The following is a 17,849-nucleotide window of genomic DNA, read 5'->3' as shown; positions in this document are numbered from 1 at the left end:
TAGCCTCCTTATTACTTATTTATGTAAACTTTATTTACATACACCTTTTACCGGCACACGAAGCCAGGTCTCATATATATTGTTTTTAAATGGCGCTTCTCCCCCGATTTCCGGAAGATTTAAATTGGTTTGTCCATCCTCGGCCCATCGCAGGAATCCGGTTTTTAAGTCTTCTTCTGATAAGCAGTAAGTACCCTTCTGATCATCGAACAACTCCGGATGAACCAGATACACCGCTGCGATCACATCCCAGTTATAGAATCCATGGATTCCGTAATCTCCTTCGTTATAACCGAAATAATAATCGGTTTCTCTCAGGATATACTCACCCATCGGGTTATTCTGCCCACCTAATCTCTGCTGATATTCCTCTTTGGTAAATAGCACTTTCAGGCAATTATTTCCTGTAATAACAGAAACATTATTTCCTTTTGTCAGCACCAGGTATGTTGCCTTTGGATCACAGGAAAAATTCAATTCATCCATCTGTTTCTTTTCAAAAATCAATGGTTCTGTAATTCCACCCATCAATACAATTTCTTTTACATTTTCGAAGAAATGCTCATCCGCATAATAGGCATGCTTTAGATTCGTAAGCGACCCGGTTGCAAGAATAGAAAGTTCGCCTTTGTATTTTCTTGCCATCTCTGCGAGATAATCTCCTGCCGGACTTTGCTCTGTTTCAGCGGATTCACCACCTTTTTTCACAGTCAGATCTGTGCGGCCGATATCTTTTAACAATTTTTCTGTCTGTGCGTACACAACCGGAAGCTTGTTGTTTCCATAAGTGCAAGTCACTCCGTGCACAGTTACTTCTTCACATCCGAGCAGGTAGAGAAGTGCCAGTCCGTCATCGACATCACAGTCCTTTACGCCCAGTGTATTATCACAGTCAAATATTACATGTTTCATTCTCTCTTACTCCTTTTCTTCCGGAAACAGGCAGATGCTCTCCGGTGCAAATTCTATTCCCGCTCTTGCTCCTTCCTTAAATCCGGCAGCATGGATTCTTGCACTGATATCCTGTGCATAGAATGTCTGCTTCTCATCCTGCAAATAAAGATCCACAGTCTCTCCTAAGTACGTCATTTCCCTAATCTCCACAGCAGAACCCTCCGCTATAACTTTTACATCAAAAGGCCGGACAAGAAGCTCATACTTTCCATCTGCATATCCTTTTGCTTCACAGGAAATGTAATTGCTTTCAAACTGTTCTTTCTGTACAATTCCTTCAATATAATTAGCTTTTCCAAAATATGCAGCCACTTGCCGATTTGCCGGATGCAGGAAAATCTCTGCCGGTGAAGCATATTGTAAAATCTGCCCACCATCCATAAGTGCGATCCGATCTGACATCTGCAATGCTTCTTTCTTATCATGTGTGACGAGAATTGTCGTGATCTTCCGTTCTTTCTGCAATTTTTTAACTAATGCGCCCATTTCCAGACGAAGCTTCTCATCCAATCCGGAAAAAGGTTCGTCTAAAAGAAGGATCGACGGTTCACATGCAAGGGCTCTTGCAAGCGCCACTCTCTGCATCTGTCCACCGGACATTTCTTTGATCTTACGTTTTTCGAATCCCGGAAGCTGTACGTCTTCCAACAGTTTCTTTATGATCTCTTTCTGTCTTGCCTTCGGGACTTTCTTAAGTTCCATTGGAAATGCTATGTTCTTTTCCACTGTCATATGTGGGAATAATCTTAAGTCCTGGAACACAATCACGGTTCCTCGTTTCTCCGGTGCCATATTGTGGATCTCTTTTCCATCCAGACAGATTCGTCCTTTTTCAATATCAAGCAATCCGGCGATGCCCTTTAACATCGTGCTTTTTCCACAGCCGGAAGCTCCCAATAAGGAAATCAGTTCGCCGCTTTTGACAGTCAGGCTCACTCTATTTAATATCTTATTTTTCTGAAGTGTTACTTCCAGATTTTCTATTTTTAATTCCATTTCTTATTCACCAATTTCTGTACTTCTTTATCTATTTTCCACATTTCCCGATCTCTTATGTGTAATATTCTCCGCTTCCATTTTTCGTCCACAACTTACTGATTCCTTCAAATATCGCAAACACGATCAAAGTAATTCCCAGGAAGATCATGCTGTAAATACTTGCGATATTGCGGTCGCCGCCTTGCAGATACGGCACCATAACAATCGCGAATGTCTTGACACTTCCTCCACCGATCAGCAATGTAATGAAATACTGGCTGAACGAAACAATATAAGACATACTCATAGAAGCTAACATCACAGGCATTAACATCGGAAATGTCACTTTGAAAAATGCTTTCCATGGTCCGGCGCCAAGTACTCTTGCCTGCTCTTCGAGTTTATTTCCAACTGCCTCTGTTCCTTCAATCATCAGATGTACTGCATACGGAAGCGAACAAATCGTATGTACTACGACGACTCCGATAACGGTATTGCTCAGTCCCCAGCGTATGAAGGATACTTGGATTCCCATCGCAAATACAGTAGAAGGCACTAAAAATGGTAACATCGAAAGGAAATAAAAGAAGCCTTTTCCTGCAAAATCATACAGCACAAGCGCTCTTGCTGTCATTGTGCCTATCATTACTGACAACACACCTACAACAGCAGAAATAAAAATGCTGGATGCAAACAACTGTATTAATTCTTCTTTTCTTCCAAATACTTCATCTAATGCACGAGTAGAAAAAACCTGTGGCAGGAGATTCGGCCATGCCCACCGTTCTGTAAATACCCAGACGATCATCGTCAGTATCGGAAATAGAATGAGAAATACAAATATCCCAAGCAGGATTTTGCCTAAATAACTGTTACTTTTTTTCATTGTGCTCTTTCTTAGCCTTTCTACGATTTAAAATCTCTGTATTTTTCTGCATCAGCCGAAAATATGCAACTGCACAGATCATGGAAATAATAGTAATAATTCCATTCAACGCCATTGCATACGGACGATTTTCAAGATCCGGATGAATGTACTGTGTATGTGCCAGGATCGGTAATGCTTCCGGGGAGGTCGGTCCCAGTAAAAGCGGAAGCTCATAAGCGCCCAGTGCAAATGTAAAAATGATCAGAAAACTGCTGCCAATCGCTCTTCGGCAAAGTGGCAGTGTAACTTTCATAAATGCCTTCAATCTGGATGCACCCAGATTGATCGCTGCTTCTCCAAGACTTCCATTAATATTGGCCATCAGTGCAATGACAAAATAAATCACAAACGGAATCTCTTTCCACAAATATGCAATAATGACTCCTACACCATTCGTACTGTACAAAAGCTGTACAAAATCCTGCTGTTCTTTAATAAATCCCATTGCACATAAAAGTCTGGCAAGCAGACCATTCTGCGAAAGAATATTCACTACAAACAGTGCAACGACTACATGAGGCACAATGATCGGGAGCTGAATGATCCGCATCCCTTTTCCTTTTGTATCTGTATTCATAACAAGTACCGCACACATTCCGACTCCGATCAGAACTGCCAGAGTTGCTGATGTGACTGCAATATACAAGCTGTAAATGATTGATTTTACAATATCCGGTCTGGATAAGATCTCTTTATAATATTTAAATGTTGGTTCTGTAAGACCAAAAGCCGGAATCACCCCAAGACTTTGGGTGATTCCGGTTGCCAGTCCTGCTATAAATATGATTCCAAGTATAATCTGCGGAACCAACAACGCATATGGTATGAATTTTTTCCACATGTATTCTTTTCCACACTTACTAAATCTTATTTTGCTAAATTATTTGCCGACTACTTCTTCCTGCCAGATCTCTTCGATAACCGGAACAAGCTGTGCAGGCATCTCAGGAAGTCTCTTGGAAAGGAGCTCATCCTGTGCGATAACACCTTTTCCTAAGTCAACATTGTCAAATTCTTTCTTCTGGTCATCAGACAGTTTGTCATAAGATACAACCGGAAGAGTCTTCATCTCTTTGTAACGGCTTGCCTGGATCTCCGGTGACATCATCTCATTGATTGCTACCATTGCTCCGGCTTTGTTAGCAGAGTTTGCTGCGATCGCCATAAAGTTCGTATTACCGATTGTTCCTTTGTCAAACTGGAATGTCTGAGTTGTCTTCGGATAGGTTCCGTTGTCAATTCCTACAGCTGCATCATAAGCGTCATATGTCATATACATAACCAGTTCGCCGTCAGAGTACATCTTCTCACACTTTGTAGAGGAATCCGGGAATGATTTTCCACCGTTCCACAGATATGGATTTAATTTCTTCAGGTAATCCAGTGCTGGCTGAATTGCTTTTTTCACAGTTGCTTTGTCTGCTTTCATATCCATGAACTGCTCGTATCCACCACAGGTTTCATAAATGATATTTCGTACAAATACGCTTCCTGTGAAGTCCGGAAGTTTTGGATAGGTTACTTTTCCTTTGTATTTCTTGCAGAACTCTAAGAATTCTTCTGCATTCTTTGGAGTTTCTTTTGCAACAGCATTGTCTTTCATAAATACAAACTGTGCTTTTCCGTATGGTGCTTCGTATCCTTTGATCGGATATGCAAAATCATAATTTACATCTTCAGACTTGGTGTCAATATATTTTGAGAAGTTAGGAAGCTTGTCTGTAAATGGTCCGTACAGCATGTTTTTCTCTTTTGCTGATTTGAAGTTCTCTCCATTGATCCATATCATGTCGATGTCGCCATCTTTTTTGTTTCCTTCCATTTCTCCGGATAACTGGCTTAAAATCTGGTCGATGTCCATCGGAACACGTTCCATTTTAATGTCGTATTTTTCTTTCATGTCCGGTGCGAATACATCATCCAGCCATTTATTCAGGACTTCATCACCGCCCCATCCATAAAATGTTACGGTTGAGCCTTTGGCTTCCTTTTTCATGTCATCAAATGACATCTCTTCCACTTTCGAATTTTTCTTGTCCGAAGAATCTTTGCTGCTGTTGTTGCTGCATGCTGCAAGTGAAAGTGTCATCGTAGTTGCAAGCAACACTGACAAAAGTTTCTTTTTCATTGTGTCTCTCCCTTTGTATCATATATTTATGTAAATTTTATTTACATACAAAATGTATCTTTCAGAAACTGATGCATCTTCTCCAGAAAATCTGTGTCCAGATATGCGTTCAATTTCTCAAACGTAGACTGGTTAAATAACATTTTCCCAGGCTCTCTGTACTGTACCCATGCCATGGCACACCATGTAATTCCACGCAGGCAAGTGATTCCTGTAAACTGCATGGCACGTTTCTTCAGTCCTGTGACATCGAATCTTCCGGCAACCGCTCTAATATATGTATCGAGGAAATCTAACATCTCCTCTCTTTCTAACAGCACATCCGTCTTCCAGAATGTCGTTGTCGGTGCCAGAAAATGTCCGAGGTCCTGCGCCGGATCGGCATATAACGGTTTTTCCCAGTCTACGAGATAAGTATATCCCTTCTCATCTACAAGAAAATTCGTATTGTTCAATTCTGTATTGACGCAGCACTGGTAAACCGGCTCATTCGGAATGCTTCTTACAATCTCCCAGCCCGTATCCAGCATCTCACGAATCTTTTCTTTCTTCCCTTCTTCACCAAGCGATGATTCCATATATGTCTTCACCATTTCCTCACACTCATCCAAAATCGCTTCCAGCGGATTCTCCGGTGTGATCAGTGTGTGCATACCTTCTTTCGGTATCTTCACACTGTGAATATCTGCAAGACATTCTGCTGCACCACCCAGCCCTTTGTGATAATCCAAAGTTGTTCCAGGCAAAAATTCCATGACCATAATACCATGGTCCAAATACTCCAGACTGCCATCAACATAAAATGGCTTCGGTGTTCTTCCTGAAGATTCCAGAAGTTTCAATGCGTGAAATTCATATTCAATCTGATGTCTTAACTGCATCTGGCTTCCGCAGTTCACGCGGAGCACCAGTTTCTTACCTGTCACCGGATGTGTAAATACATAATTACGGTTATATTCACCCTGCGCCAACATCTCATATCTCTCTGTCACTTCCTCCGAAAGCCCCAATACCTCCCGGTAAAAGGGAAGGCGGATATATTCTTTTAATCCTTTAATGCTATCCATATTTATCTCCTAAATTACAATACATCTATCGCACATCCTTATAGAGACTTGCGATCTTCTCGATCGAAACACCATCCCGATACATCTTGCGTAACCGGTTCATCAGCCACATGAGCTTTAATTTTGGAATGATTCCATCCGGGAAACGTCTGTCCGATGTGTAAATACGATGTCTTGCCATTCCTAAGCGGATACCTTTTTCTTTTAAAGTCAATGAGAACTGATAATCTTCCAGTATCGGCAGTTCTGCAAACATTCCTGCTTCAAAGAACAGCTCTCTTGTCACGAATATACCCTGATCTCCGAACATGACTTTCCGGTCTTTGATCCGGTGATTGGAAATCACGCGGCATGTCCACATAAAGAAATTTTTTGAATGAAATGCGATTCCAAAACATCCTGCCTGATGGTCTTTCATTACATACCGGATCTCCGGTACAAGTGTAACCGGAATTTCGCTGTCACAGTGCAAAAAACATAAAATATCTCCGTGGCTGTTCTTTGCACCGACATTCATCTGTGCTGCCTTTCCTTTGTCCGAATGATATACCGGAAATGTATCTCCCAGCAATTCCAATGTCCGGTCTGTACTTCCACCATCTACAAATATAACTTCACATTTATCTTTCAGGCCTTCCATCTGCCGTTTCATAGCAAGGATCGTTGTCTCTTCATTGTAAATCGGTATAATAATTGATATCTTCGTTGTACGCATCAGGTATTTTCCAGTCTGCGTTTTCTGTAATTTCGAATTCTCCCGCATCTTCTGCCGGAAAGCTATGACATCTTCTTTTCTGTCAATGTCACTTAATTCCCGGATACATCCGACCTGTAATCCGACTTTTTTCAGTCCTGCCAGTGTATTTTCCATCACACTGGCATGTCCATAACTCTGCTTTTCGAATACTTCTTTGTGTGGCTCATTCATTCCAACCAGATAGTAACCGCCGTCTTCCGTTGGTCCGAATACAATATCCTTCGTCTCTAATATACGGAATGCATTTTCCATATCTGTGCTATGAAGTTCCGGGATGTCTGTACCAAATAAAATGCAGGAATCATATCCCATCTTCAGGACATCTTCAATCGCAACATACATCCGCACACCAAGGTCTTCGCCTCTCTGCGGAAAATATTTTGCTTCTTTTCCAAAAATCTTACGGATCTTCTTCTCCTTATCTTCCGGCGTGTAACAGACAAAAATATCTGCTGCCGCCTGCTCACATTCTCTCTCAATATCCTTAAGCAGACAAATATGTATCTGCTCACACTGTTTCGGTGTAAAATACGGCATCAGCCGCGTCTTAGTCTTTCCCGGAACAGGCACTCTTGTAAAGACGATCACCGCCCGTTTATTCTTCATGTTCATTCTCACTCTCTTCCGGCTGTACATAACGTTTTTTGAGGAACGCACCCATTGCAAGCACAACCACTGCGAGTACGACTGCAATTCCGATATATAAAATTCGATTCTCTTTATCTGCCAGTCCGGCTGTTCCTACTGTATACATTGCCGTTCCCGGCAACATAAAAAGGAGGGAACATACGGTGTAGGTCATAAATTTGATATCTGTCACACCATATGCAAAGTTCTGTAAATTATATGGGAACAGAGGCACCAGTCTTGTGATCATTAAGATAAAGATCTCGTTGTTTCCAGATTCATCAAATAACCATTTTTTCAAATATTTGTTCTTCATAGCTGCCGGTTTGATACTGTCTTTCAAGAAAAATCTTCCTGCAATAAATGCAAGCATCGCACCGATTGTTGTTGCTACGGAACATACAATAGTTCCGAGCACCGGTCCGAAGAGAAGTCCGGCTGCAATGGCAAATGTGATTCCCGGCAATGCCAGTACTACACAACCGACAATTGTAAGCCCTACATAGATTGCCAGTGCCACCGGCAGGTTATTGTCTACCATATCGTCTAACATCTTCAGGTTGTTGATATTACCAATATATTTCGACCATCCGAATATATGGTTCAGCACCAGAATTGTTATGATGATTACGACAAAAATAATTAATTTTATATGGTTTTCTTTTTTCTTCTCTTCGTTCATACCGCTACTCTTCCATACCTTTTAACTTTATAACTAGTGTTGGGACAAAACCCCTGCTTATTATTGAATGTAATTGTGTTTCCTTGACTACCAGATCATTTTCACTATTTGATCTTTACTGTTACTGTTTTCTTCTTATTACTTCCGTCAGTTGCTGTTACTGTAATCTTCACTTTTTTGCCTTTTCCGGCTTTCTTGGCAGTTACTTTACCGGAAGATGAAACAGTTGCATATTTTGTATTACTGCTTGTCCATCTGACTGTTTTGTTTGCACCTTTGCTTGCAGTTACTTTTACTTTTAATTTTAAAGTCTTTCCTGCTTTTACAGATTTGGCTCCGGAAATGCTGATCTTTTTCACAATTCCTTTCATAGAAGTGATCGTATAACCGGCTTTCACTTTGCTTCCGTCTTTTGCAGTTGCTGTAATGGTAACTTTCTTACCACCTGAATTTTTCTTTAATGTCACATTGCCATATTTATCTATAGTTGCAACTTTTGTATTGCTGCTCTTCCATGTGACTGCTTTGTTTGTCGCATTGGATGGTGAAACCGCTGCGGTAAGCTTCACTTTCTTTCCTGCTGCGACTTTTTTATAAGAACCTGTAACTTTAACTTTTTTCACTTTTATAGTTGCAGGTTTTAATCTGCGATATGTGTATGTGTAATTGCGGCCGGCATCCCCGATCAGATCTTTATCCCATTTTACTGCCGGGCTGATGACCGGTTCTCCCGCTTTGCTTTTCACTACTTCATATCCCGGGATACTCTTCGGCGCAATGTCAAACTGTTGTACCATTGAGATTGCATAAGCCTCATATTTATCCGGTTTTGCAAGGGCTTTTCCTGTGCCCTCTTCTTTGTAATTTACAGTGACTGTTCGAATGTCTTCTTTATCTGTAAATGCGTATTCTGTCTCTTCTCTGATTCCAGTATTATCTACTCTTAATACTACGGACGGACTTTCCAGGAAATGTTTTCCATCCAGTGCTACCTGAATTGTAAATTTCTTAGGTTCGTCTGTTCTTGTGCCGGCGAATCTTGCCGGAAGGACTTCGATCAGCTGACTGTTTCCATCACCAACTGCTCCGTTCTTATTCATTCCTGCGATTGCAACGAATCGTAAGGTGCCATCTCATTCCGGAATGTCGTACACCGGGAAGATAATTCCATTCTCATCGATGGCACGAACTTTTACTATTTTGGAATCAAGATTTGTTCCATACAGACGAAGAACGGTTTTTAATTCTCCGACCTGTGGGGATACTTTTACTGTAATATCTTTATTGAAATCACCCGTGTTGTCTTTGTTATTACCGGTGATCGTCATTGTTGCCAATGTCTGCTTGGCCGGGTCTGTTCCTTTTGCCAATACAGAAATGATCGCCTTCTTCGCCGGGTTTCCATTGTTTCCTTCGTATACTAACATGCCCTTATACTTTACATTGATCGCATAGGCCATTGTATTGTCTGTCGTATTCTCCGGTACAGTTACTGTCATCTGCAGACCATTCTCTGTCTTTACAACATCAAGCGTTGTTCCGACTGCCGCATCTGTTTCTCCTGCTCCGGTTAAATACGCTTCTACATCCTTTTCAATATCAATCTCATCTACACGTACACCTTTGAGTGTGGCAGTTACTGTTCCACCCTGATAGTCAAGAACCTCTTTACTAAGATCAATCTGGCTGATCGTTGGTTTTGTAGTGATTGACCATGATACTTCTTTGTTATATTTGTTGTCGTCATTTTTTAACGCACCGGCTCCGACATAAAGACCGGAATCCACTCCAAGTTCGTTTTTCGTAAAATCTTCTTTGAAGCGAACGATAAGCTGATTTCCTTCGATGATCACTTCATCTTCATCTGAAACCGTACGGATTTTCTCGAATGTACCGTGCATTTTCGCAATATAGATTTTGCTCTTAACTCTCTCCATATCCGCATATCCAAACTGGATATCTTCCTTGAAGGTTGCTGTGATCACATTGGAACCTGTCTGTGCGATCTGCTCTACTGGAAATTCCACCATATCTCTTGTCTTCTTTTCCAGTAAGACTGTTGTCTCAGCCTGTTCCTCAATTGTTTCCCCGTTTTTGACACCTGCTTTGATCTTTAAGTCAATATCATTCCTCATCGGGTTCTCCGGAACTTCGATGATTGCAGTGTCTTTTTTCACTTCTTTGACTGTAGGCTGTATCTTGTTCGATACAGACATTCCTCCCTCTTTCAAAGTCGCATCAAATTCTACTCCCCAATTTTCGGATGTGAGACCTGTTCCGGTTGCTTTAACCGTAATCGTCCCTCCGTCCTCCGGAAGCGTGTCTGGCGTAGCTTTAACAGCTGTTACTACTGCCTCTTCCTGCGCTGCTTCGTCCTGTGCATGAACAGTGAATCCCTGTCCTGTTCCAGCCAGCATACAGCAGACGAGAGCAACAGAAAGTGCCTTCTTCCATCTGTTGTTTTTCATGTTTTTCCTCCTAAATGACCTGATAGTCTATTATGTAGCGTATCATATTTTCCGGCTTTTCTCTAATTGATAAATTCAATAAATATGGCTTATTTATCATTTATATCAATAAATAAGCCATATTTTATATTTTTGTCGTTTTAATCAATAGATTTTCTATCTGTTTCCTTCTTCATCGATACTTTTCTTAGATTTCCCTTTAATTTTCTTCTTTAATCGCTTTATTTTCTCATTAAGAGCCAGTAGGAATGCCAGTCTCCTGCGCACCCTGCGAAGCGTATATTTTAACTGGTCTCTGTCATTCATCCGTTCCGTTGCTTTACATAGAAGAAAGTCTCCTGCCGACATCGACTTCATTCGCATGAGATCCGCATACATCCATGGTTCTTCTACCATATCTTCTGTCACGTCCTCCAGATCAACCGCACGCATTCCCTCCTCTTTCAGAAAATCATACAATTCTTGATAAGCGGCAAAAGAAGTCTGTATATTCAAAGACCGAAACAATCCTCTTATCATCTTATTGCGAAAACTTTTCTCTACCAACGCAAAATCATCTTGCTTTTTCAACTGTTCCCATGTATAACGATACGATTCAAATGGGCATTTCCATGTCTCTGATGCCTGTGACGTTAAACTTCCTGGATTGTTCATTCTATAATAAGCGAGCTCTTTACTGACCGTTGTAATCCGCTCTGCCTGATACATTGCCTGCATGACAAATGCAGTATCATTTCCCTGCCGGATATCCTGGAATGTAATCTCATTTTCCACAATGAACGCTCTGAGAAGCATTTTATTCCACAGCATGTTCGATGCAAAGCCAAAGATATCCCCCGGTATGTCATATTTATTAAATGGATCTTTCTCCGGCAATTTATCTTTTTGCAGATATCCGCCTGTTTCATATAATTTGCCGTCCCCGCGAAATTCACACACTTCACAGACACAGATGTCTGCCTGGACCTGCTCGGATTTGTGATACAATTCCTCCAGTGCTTTTGGATGAAACCGGTCATCTGCATCCCAGAACACAACATATTTCCCCACTGCACATTCCAAACCTTTGTTTCTTGCAACTCCGGCATTGTGCTTTTCCTGCTCGATCAGATGAATTCTCGGATCATTCTCCATGCGCTCACGAATAATCTTAATGGAGTCATCTTCTGATCCGTCACTGACGCACAGAATCTCAATCTCCCGTAATGTCTGCACTTCTACAGAATCCATCATCTCTTCCAGGTGACTCTGCGCATTATGAAACGGAATGATCACGGATACCTTCGGCACATGCTCTCCCGACTCTTCTCTGACATTATTCACTTGTATCATTTTTTTATCTTCGTTCTTATCTCTGCTCCTGTTCATAAACTCTCCAGCTTTTCTTTCGAATATTCTGATACTTGCGGTATTCTCCCTTCTGGTAAAAATAAAACGCTTTTTTTCCGTCTATTCCCAGTTCGTGAAACCAGGTTTTCTTTAATATCTGATACAGTTCTTTCTTCTTTGGGCCATTCAACGTCTCCAGATTCCAGAGCGAAAAATGCAATGCATAATTGATATAGTCCTGCTCCAGTTCATGATAGAGTCCTCTTTTTTTCAACTCCTCTCGAAGTTCCAGAAGTGCTTCATAAAAGCAGGTCCATGACTGTTCTCTTGTGTTAGACAGCGAATTCTGATTGTCTCTGCGCTGATGGATGAGTACTTCATCCAGAATCTCTATATTCTTTGCGGTCACAATAGCAAGGAAGGTAAATAGCAGATCGTTTGATGTGCGCTGTTCCTGGAAATAAAGCCTCTGTTCCTCTACAAAGCTTCGAAGAAAAAGCTTGTCCCATGTCCATCCGACAAATACTTTGAATACATTATCGGTAAACTGTCGGTAATTCATCGGGCGGTATGGAGGAAGTGCATGCCGCCTGATCGTCCATGTCACACTTTTGTACTCGCCGGTTGTTTCGTAGTATTGATCTGATCCAAACACCAGAAGCTCTGCCCGACTTTCTTTTGCTTTTTTATATGCTTTTTCCAGCATATCCGGTTCAAAGAAATCGTCTCCATCCAGAATGGATAAATATTCTCCTCTTGCAATGCGAAGTCCTGCATTTCTCGCCGCTCCGGCGCCGCCGTTCTCCTGACTGATTATTTGGATACGGCTGTCTTTTTCCGCATATTTTTCAAGAATCTGCTGTGTCCGGTCTTTCGATCCGTCATTTACACATATGATCTCAATCTCTTTTAACGTCTGTCCGATGATACTGTCCAGACATTGCGCAAGATATGTTTCTCCATTATAAACCGGAATGATCACCGATACTTTGCACATTTTATCTGCCTCCACGAAGTTTCTTCTTTAAAAGACTCGGTGCTCCAAGGAGAAGTTTTCCAACACGAAATGTTTTGGAACTCCTGATCTTTTTAATCTCTTGGCGAAGTTCCTGATTTTCTTCTTCCAGCTTCGTAATCTGTTCGAACACCTGCTGATTGATGGTTCTTGGATACACGCACATTTTATAATAATGCTCCGGATCTTGCACTATCCGTTCAATGTTATTCCATGTTTTCTTTGTAAATGTATCCGGATTAACATCTCCTAATGCAATTCCTCTTTTTAATTCCTCACTGAACCGCATCAGATACTCATAGCGGTATTCTTCTGCGATCCGCCAAAGTGTACCGAGGTAATTGTGATATTTTTTAAACCAGTATACATGGCGGAAACGATTCCACAACACTTCATCCCGCATTAAAATATCTTTAATATAGTCATATTCCTGATTAATACAATATACTTTTTCACGGTTATTCACGGATGAATTCGGATTATCTCTGCGATTCATATAATAAGGTGTATCTAAAATCATTGCACGTTTCGCATAGATAAACGTCTGAAACCAGAAGCCATTATCCTGAAAAGATGCTCCTGGTGTCTCATGATGTCTTATTTTATACTGTTCAAGAAAATCTCTTCTGTAAATACCACTCCATGTATTCATAATAAAGCGGATTGCATCCGGTGTTTCACTCGGATTAAACACATGATTGTAATCTTCCGGATTCAAACTCAGATGATTATAATATAATTCTTTATTTCCATTCTCTGCGGTTACAAAACGGTAAAAATCAGCTTTCACAAAATCCAGATTCTGTTCTTTTGCTTTTCTATACAAATCTTCATACATATTTAACGGAACATAATCATCCGGCTCGACAATGCCGATATATTCACCGGATGCCGCATCCAATCCCTGATTCATCGCTTTCCCATAGCCACCATTTTTCTGTGAAATAATGCGGATCCTGTCATCTTTTTTCGCATACTGCTCCAGAATCTGCAGCGAATGATCCGTTGAGCCATCATTAACGCAGAGAATCTCAATCTCTTTCAGTGTCTGATGGATCACGCTCTCCATACATTCTTCCAGATATTCTTCTACATTATAAACCGGTATGATCACCGATACTTTCTTCATATTCCAAGTTCCTCGTTTCTTATTGTTCCTTCGCTTTTTTGAAAAGTTTGCGTATCATACGGATGGGAAATCCAATCACTCTGGCTACACGGTAAGTAGCCGAATATTGGATGCCCGACAGCTTTTTCTGTGTCTTTGTAAGCTCTTTTCTGGTTTCCGCAAGTTCTTTTTTCAGCTTCTTAATCTCCACTCCACGGTCAAATTTCTCTCCATATGTGATCTGAAGTTTACGGTTGATCTCGGATTTTTCCTTATATGTCCGGAACAGTTTTTCCGTGATCCGTGTATGCTCTCTCACCAGCGTCTGGAACTGGATCTTATCCAGCCCCCACAATCCTTCATATGCGTACTTCTGTGCCTCCGGCATCTCGGAATATTGTTTTGCCGCACGCCATAATACAGTATGCATTGTATCATAAAGGACATCTGCCATCTCTTCCGGCATGGAATGGATTTCCAGAAAATGTTCCATCGCCACATAGCTCTTCATCAGTCCGTAAATATGTTCAAAACTGGTCTTTGCCGTCATAATAGAACCCGATCGCACTCTGCGGTGGAAGAATTCCTTCTTCCAATATCCACATCTCTCTGCCATCAGCATTGTCATAAATGTAAAATCAATATCCTCATGCAAAATACCCGGCTGAAAAGCAAAATGATGTTCCTCAAGATACCGGCGTTTAAAAAACTGCATGCCTACATTTGTGCGGTACTCTTTTGTCTTCTGCATCCTTTGAAACATTTCTTTCCCATCACAACAGGCAGGATAGTTGCCCTTTCTCTGGTAATATCCGTCAAATTCGTTGTGCACATCCTCCATGTCTTTCTCTTCAAAGAATGCACAGCCATCGTAGTATAAAACTTCCAAATCATGTTCCTGACATCTTCCGGCAAGCTGTTCCAGTGCCTCCCGTTCCAGCCAGTCATCACTGTCCATAAAATAAATATAATCTCCGGATGCTGCTTTCATTCCTCTGTTTCTTGTCACAGACAATCCGCAGTTTTCCTGTGTATATACAGAAATTCTCTCATCTTCTTCTGCATAATGCTTCAAAATTCCCAGTGTATAATCCGTGGAACCATCATCAATACAGATAATCTCCAACTCTTTTAAAGTCTGTCCTGTAATGCTGTCCAGACTCTCTTCCAGATATTTTTCCACATTATAAGCGGCAATCACAACAGTAACTACCGGATGCGCGGTTGACTTTCCTTCCTTTATGCAACGTATATCTCCATAATTCTGTCTGCGTTCCCGTTCTTTTCTCACCTCTCTGGCATATGGAAGTCCACGCAGATAATTGATATTTTCAGGCATATCGTATTCTTCATCCGCATGCTCCAACAAATGCATATCCAGAAATCTGTCCGAACATAATTTATCGATCACTTTCTGGCGCACCTGTTCCGAATGAAGTGTCCGGAGATTATAAACACAGCCGGATGCCACCATATTGCAGAATCCTATCTCCAGTTCTTCATAAATACCTCTTCTTGTCAGCTCTTTATAAACCGATTCATACGCTTCAAGAAAACAAAGCGGGTTCTGATCCTTTCTGTTCTGCAGGCTTCCACCATAATTGACTCTGTAATATACCAGATCTTCTCTCACAGCCGCCACACGCTCCGCTGCTCCAAGTGCCGTCAATGTAAAATAGACATCATTGCTGTTTGGAAGATTCTGAAACTTAAGTTTCTGCTCCTGAATATATTCTCGCCGGAAAGACTTGTTCCACGGAGCAGGTGTTGTCAGTGTAAACAGTTCCCCTTCCATGGTCTTTCTCGAAAACACTTCCTGTACCGGCAGTAATTTTCTCCAGAGATAACGCGGTACGTGCTCTGATCTCCCTGTCAGATCATCATACTTCCTTGCTCCAAAAAGAATCACGTCCGCATTTGTTTTATTACCTTTTTTGGCAATCTCTTCCACAAGTGTATCTGTGAAAAAATCATCTGCATCCAGAAACAGCAGATATTCGCCTTGCGCACTCTCCATTCCCAGATTCCGTGCTGCTCCGGCGCCTTGATGATCTTGCCTTAGTATCTGCACACGAGGATCCTTTTCTGTATACTCTTTCAAAATGGAAGCCGAGGCATCCGTCGATCCATCATCCACACATATGATTTCTATATTCGGATTCGTCTGTTTAAGAAGCGAATCCAGCGCTTCTCTTAAATAAGGTTCTGTGTTATATACCGGCATAATCACCGATACGTCTGTTTTTCCTACTTTTTTCATCCTCTTATCAATTTTCTCCACATTCTGACCGGGAAGCCTATGCATCTTGCAAGGCGGTATGTTTTACATCCTTTGATTCCGTCAATCTTCTTCTTCAGCTCTCTGTTGATCTGTTTTAATTCTTTAATTTCCACACCACGGTCGAATTTCTCACTATAAGTCTGTTGCAATTTCCTGTTAATCTCCGATTTTTCCTCATAAGTCCGCTGTAACTTTTCCTGAAGCTCCGTTCTTTCACGCACCAATCTGTCTTTCCATTCTTCCAGAAATTGATTCCGTTCTTTTAATTTGTCATTTTCTTTTATTTTTTTAGCCGTTTCATCAAGAAGATGCTGTTCCTGCTCTTTCCAGGTTCTCTCTCTTCTTTGTCTTTCAGCAACCTTTATTCTTTCTTTCAGTCCCGGAAAGCAAGATTCAAATTGAATCCGCTTCTTATCTTCCAAAAGCTCTTCAGACCTCTGCGCCATCCACGGGAGCTGCATATACGCTTCCTTTATTGTTGTATATTTATCATGCCATGTCTCATAATCCAATGTATCCGCTTCGCTTTGTAATTGCTCAAACTTCTTATAAAACATATCAAATATCCCTTGATTTTCTCCCTGCAATTCTTCTCTTAATGTTAGCAGCTGCTCTACACGGCTTTCAAAGGAATATTCTTCTTGCAACACCTGCCACATCTGTTCTACCCGTTCCCGGATTGCAGGATAATCAACCTGTATTTTTTTTGCCTGTTCTACAAATTGTTCTTCATTAGTATAAAACAGTACCGAATCTCCAAATAATTTTTCTATAATATCTATATAATCGGAAAGAACAGGAACTCCACATGCCATTGCTTCCAGTATCCTAGTATTCATGAAGCCATGTTCCGTCATGTCTTCATAATGATCGTTCAATGTAATCTTCGTCTCCCAGTACAATTCCGGCAGCATATAATTAGGAATGTTCTCTGCCATGACTGCATCGGCGTGCTCCGGCAGTAACTTATCCCATCCTTTTCCCCATATCTTAAGCGGGATATGATGCTCCAGCGCCCAAACAACACTTTTTCTTTTAATTCCTCTGGAATTACCTACAAACACCCAGTCATATTTTTTTTCTTTCTCCACTCTTGCCGGGTGAAAGATCTCCATATCTGCACAGATTAACAACTGACGTACCGGAACCTGCACTTTCCTACAGATCTCTTCCAGATACTCTTCTTTTGCGGAACCAATGCAGACCAGGTCATAGGCATTATACTCTTCCACCGTAACTCTGTCCGGATGGCTTAAATTCCACATAATGTAAATGGTATCCGGATCCCTTCTGTCCGGATAATATGCTTCCGGTCCCCGCAATGCAACTACAACATCCGCTGCACCTTCGTTTTCCCATTCATCTCTGGATTCTATAACTGTATATACGCCTGCTCTGTTCAGATATTTTTTTAATGTACAGGCAAAAAAATAGTCAGACCAGTTCTTCTTCGATGCATTATTCGGGAATCCGGCTTTGATGACCCATATTTCTTTTCCGTTCGCCAGTTTTCTTCTATCTTCCATA

General features: G+C 41.2%; 15 protein-coding genes. All 15 read right to left on the bottom strand.

The genetic code is table 11. The features are described from left to right. Positions 1 to 30: 30 nt before the first annotated feature. Positions 31 to 912 (bottom strand): nucleoside hydrolase, encoded by an 882-nt coding sequence (locus DWY31_RS07165; protein ID WP_118519905.1) that lies wholly within the window; start codon positions 910 to 912, stop codon positions 31 to 33. Positions 913 to 918: 6 nt separating this feature from the next. Beyond that, a complete protein-coding gene (locus DWY31_RS07160; protein ID WP_118519904.1) occupies positions 919 to 1,950 on the bottom strand; it encodes an ABC transporter ATP-binding protein in 1,032 nt (343 codons plus the stop codon). A gap of 55 nt (positions 1,951 to 2,005) precedes the next feature. Continuing rightward, a complete protein-coding gene (locus tag DWY31_RS07155) occupies positions 2,006 to 2,818 on the bottom strand; it encodes an ABC transporter permease (protein ID WP_118519903.1) in 813 nt (270 codons plus the stop codon). Then, positions 2,805 to 3,701: an ABC transporter permease gene (locus DWY31_RS07150; RefSeq protein ID WP_118519902.1), complete on the bottom strand. Its 897-nt coding sequence runs from the start codon at positions 3,699 to 3,701 to the stop codon at positions 2,805 to 2,807. Before DWY31_RS07150 ends, DWY31_RS07155 begins: the two co-directional genes overlap by 14 nt. A gap of 39 nt (positions 3,702 to 3,740) precedes the next feature. Then, a complete protein-coding gene (locus DWY31_RS07145) occupies positions 3,741 to 4,988 on the bottom strand; it encodes an ABC transporter substrate-binding protein (protein WP_118519901.1) in 1,248 nt (415 codons plus the stop codon). A gap of 41 nt (positions 4,989 to 5,029) precedes the next feature. Further along, positions 5,030 to 6,055 carry a phosphotransferase family protein gene (locus tag DWY31_RS07140; RefSeq protein WP_118519900.1) on the bottom strand — a complete coding sequence of 342 codons (1,026 nt, stop codon included), beginning with the start codon at positions 6,053 to 6,055 and terminating at the stop codon, positions 5,030 to 5,032. 25 nt (positions 6,056 to 6,080) lie between these two features. After that, positions 6,081 to 7,424 carry a TIGR04283 family arsenosugar biosynthesis glycosyltransferase gene (locus tag DWY31_RS07135; RefSeq protein WP_243060476.1) on the bottom strand — a complete coding sequence of 448 codons (1,344 nt, stop codon included), beginning with the start codon at positions 7,422 to 7,424 and terminating at the stop codon, positions 6,081 to 6,083. Then, positions 7,408 to 8,121, bottom strand: a complete 714-nt coding sequence (locus DWY31_RS07130; RefSeq protein ID WP_118519899.1) for a TVP38/TMEM64 family protein — start codon at positions 8,119 to 8,121, stop codon at positions 7,408 to 7,410. Before DWY31_RS07130 ends, DWY31_RS07135 begins: the two co-directional genes overlap by 17 nt. Positions 8,122 to 8,225: 104 nt before the next feature. Continuing rightward, the gene (locus DWY31_RS07125) at positions 8,226 to 9,221 is read right to left on the bottom strand and encodes an Ig-like domain-containing protein (protein WP_118519898.1); all 996 of its coding nucleotides are present in this window, start codon (positions 9,219 to 9,221) and stop codon (positions 8,226 to 8,228) included. 33 nt (positions 9,222 to 9,254) lie between these two features. Beyond that, positions 9,255 to 10,589, bottom strand: a complete 1,335-nt coding sequence (locus DWY31_RS07120) for a hypothetical protein (RefSeq protein ID WP_118519897.1) — start codon at positions 10,587 to 10,589, stop codon at positions 9,255 to 9,257. 156 nt (positions 10,590 to 10,745) lie between these two features. After that, positions 10,746 to 11,957 carry a glycosyltransferase gene (locus DWY31_RS07115; protein ID WP_118519896.1) on the bottom strand — a complete coding sequence of 404 codons (1,212 nt, stop codon included), beginning with the start codon at positions 11,955 to 11,957 and terminating at the stop codon, positions 10,746 to 10,748. Then, a complete protein-coding gene (locus DWY31_RS07110) occupies positions 11,938 to 12,915 on the bottom strand; it encodes a glycosyltransferase family 2 protein (RefSeq protein ID WP_118519895.1) in 978 nt (325 codons plus the stop codon). The genes DWY31_RS07115 and DWY31_RS07110 overlap by 20 nt, the downstream gene beginning before the upstream one ends. Position 12,916: 1 nt before the next feature. Continuing rightward, positions 12,917 to 14,062 (bottom strand): glycosyltransferase family 2 protein, encoded by a 1,146-nt coding sequence (locus DWY31_RS07105; RefSeq protein WP_118519894.1) that lies wholly within the window; start codon positions 14,060 to 14,062, stop codon positions 12,917 to 12,919. Between the two features lie 19 nt (positions 14,063 to 14,081). Beyond that, a complete protein-coding gene (locus DWY31_RS07100) occupies positions 14,082 to 16,301 on the bottom strand; it encodes a glycosyltransferase family 2 protein (RefSeq protein ID WP_158575494.1) in 2,220 nt (739 codons plus the stop codon). Continuing rightward, on the bottom strand, positions 16,298 to 17,848 hold the full coding sequence (locus tag DWY31_RS07095) for a glycosyltransferase family protein (protein ID WP_118519892.1): 1,551 nt from the start codon (positions 17,846 to 17,848) through the stop codon (positions 16,298 to 16,300). The genes DWY31_RS07100 and DWY31_RS07095 overlap by 4 nt, the downstream gene beginning before the upstream one ends. Position 17,849: the final 1 nt, after the last annotated feature.

It is taken from the genome of Dorea sp. AF24-7LB (assembly GCF_003478575.1).
In the GTDB taxonomy this organism is placed as follows: Bacteria; Bacillota; Clostridia; order Lachnospirales; family Lachnospiraceae; genus Dorea_D; species Dorea_D hominis.
Note: the sequence above shows the minus strand (reverse complement) of the source record. Positions and strands in the feature narration are given on the sequence as shown.

Bases quoted from the DNA above. Each gene is read 5' to 3' on its own strand.
- DWY31_RS07165 (WP_118519905.1), bottom strand. From the start codon at position 912: ATGAAACATGTAATATTTGACTGTGATAATACACTGGGCGTAAAGGAC.
- DWY31_RS07125 (WP_118519898.1), bottom strand. From the start codon at position 9,221: ATGAATAAGAACGGAGCAGTTGGTGATGGAAACAGTCAGCTGATCGAA.
- DWY31_RS07110 (WP_118519895.1), bottom strand. From the start codon at position 12,915: ATGTGCAAAGTATCGGTGATCATTCCGGTTTATAATGGAGAAACATAT.
- DWY31_RS07140 (WP_118519900.1), bottom strand. From the start codon at position 6,055: ATGGATAGCATTAAAGGATTAAAAGAATATATCCGCCTTCCCTTTTAC.
- DWY31_RS07105 (WP_118519894.1), bottom strand. From the start codon at position 14,062: ATGAAGAAAGTATCGGTGATCATACCGGTTTATAATGTAGAAGAATAT.
- DWY31_RS07145 (WP_118519901.1), bottom strand. From the start codon at position 4,988: ATGAAAAAGAAACTTTTGTCAGTGTTGCTTGCAACTACGATGACACTT.
- DWY31_RS07135 (WP_243060476.1), bottom strand. From the start codon at position 7,424: ATGAACATGAAGAATAAACGGGCGGTGATCGTCTTTACAAGAGTGCCT.
- DWY31_RS07155 (WP_118519903.1), bottom strand. From the start codon at position 2,818: ATGAAAAAAAGTAACAGTTATTTAGGCAAAATCCTGCTTGGGATATTT.
- DWY31_RS07150 (WP_118519902.1), bottom strand. From the start codon at position 3,701: ATGTGGAAAAAATTCATACCATATGCGTTGTTGGTTCCGCAGATTATA.
- DWY31_RS07115 (WP_118519896.1), bottom strand. From the start codon at position 11,957: ATGAACAGGAGCAGAGATAAGAACGAAGATAAAAAAATGATACAAGTG.
- DWY31_RS07100 (WP_158575494.1), bottom strand. From the start codon at position 16,301: ATGAAAAAAGTAGGAAAAACAGACGTATCGGTGATTATGCCGGTATAT.
- DWY31_RS07095 (WP_118519892.1), bottom strand. From the start codon at position 17,848: ATGGAAGATAGAAGAAAACTGGCGAACGGAAAAGAAATATGGGTCATC.
- DWY31_RS07130 (WP_118519899.1), bottom strand. From the start codon at position 8,121: ATGAACGAAGAGAAGAAAAAAGAAAACCATATAAAATTAATTATTTTT.
- DWY31_RS07120 (WP_118519897.1), bottom strand. From the start codon at position 10,589: ATGAAAAACAACAGATGGAAGAAGGCACTTTCTGTTGCTCTCGTCTGC.
- DWY31_RS07160 (WP_118519904.1), bottom strand. From the start codon at position 1,950: ATGGAATTAAAAATAGAAAATCTGGAAGTAACACTTCAGAAAAATAAG.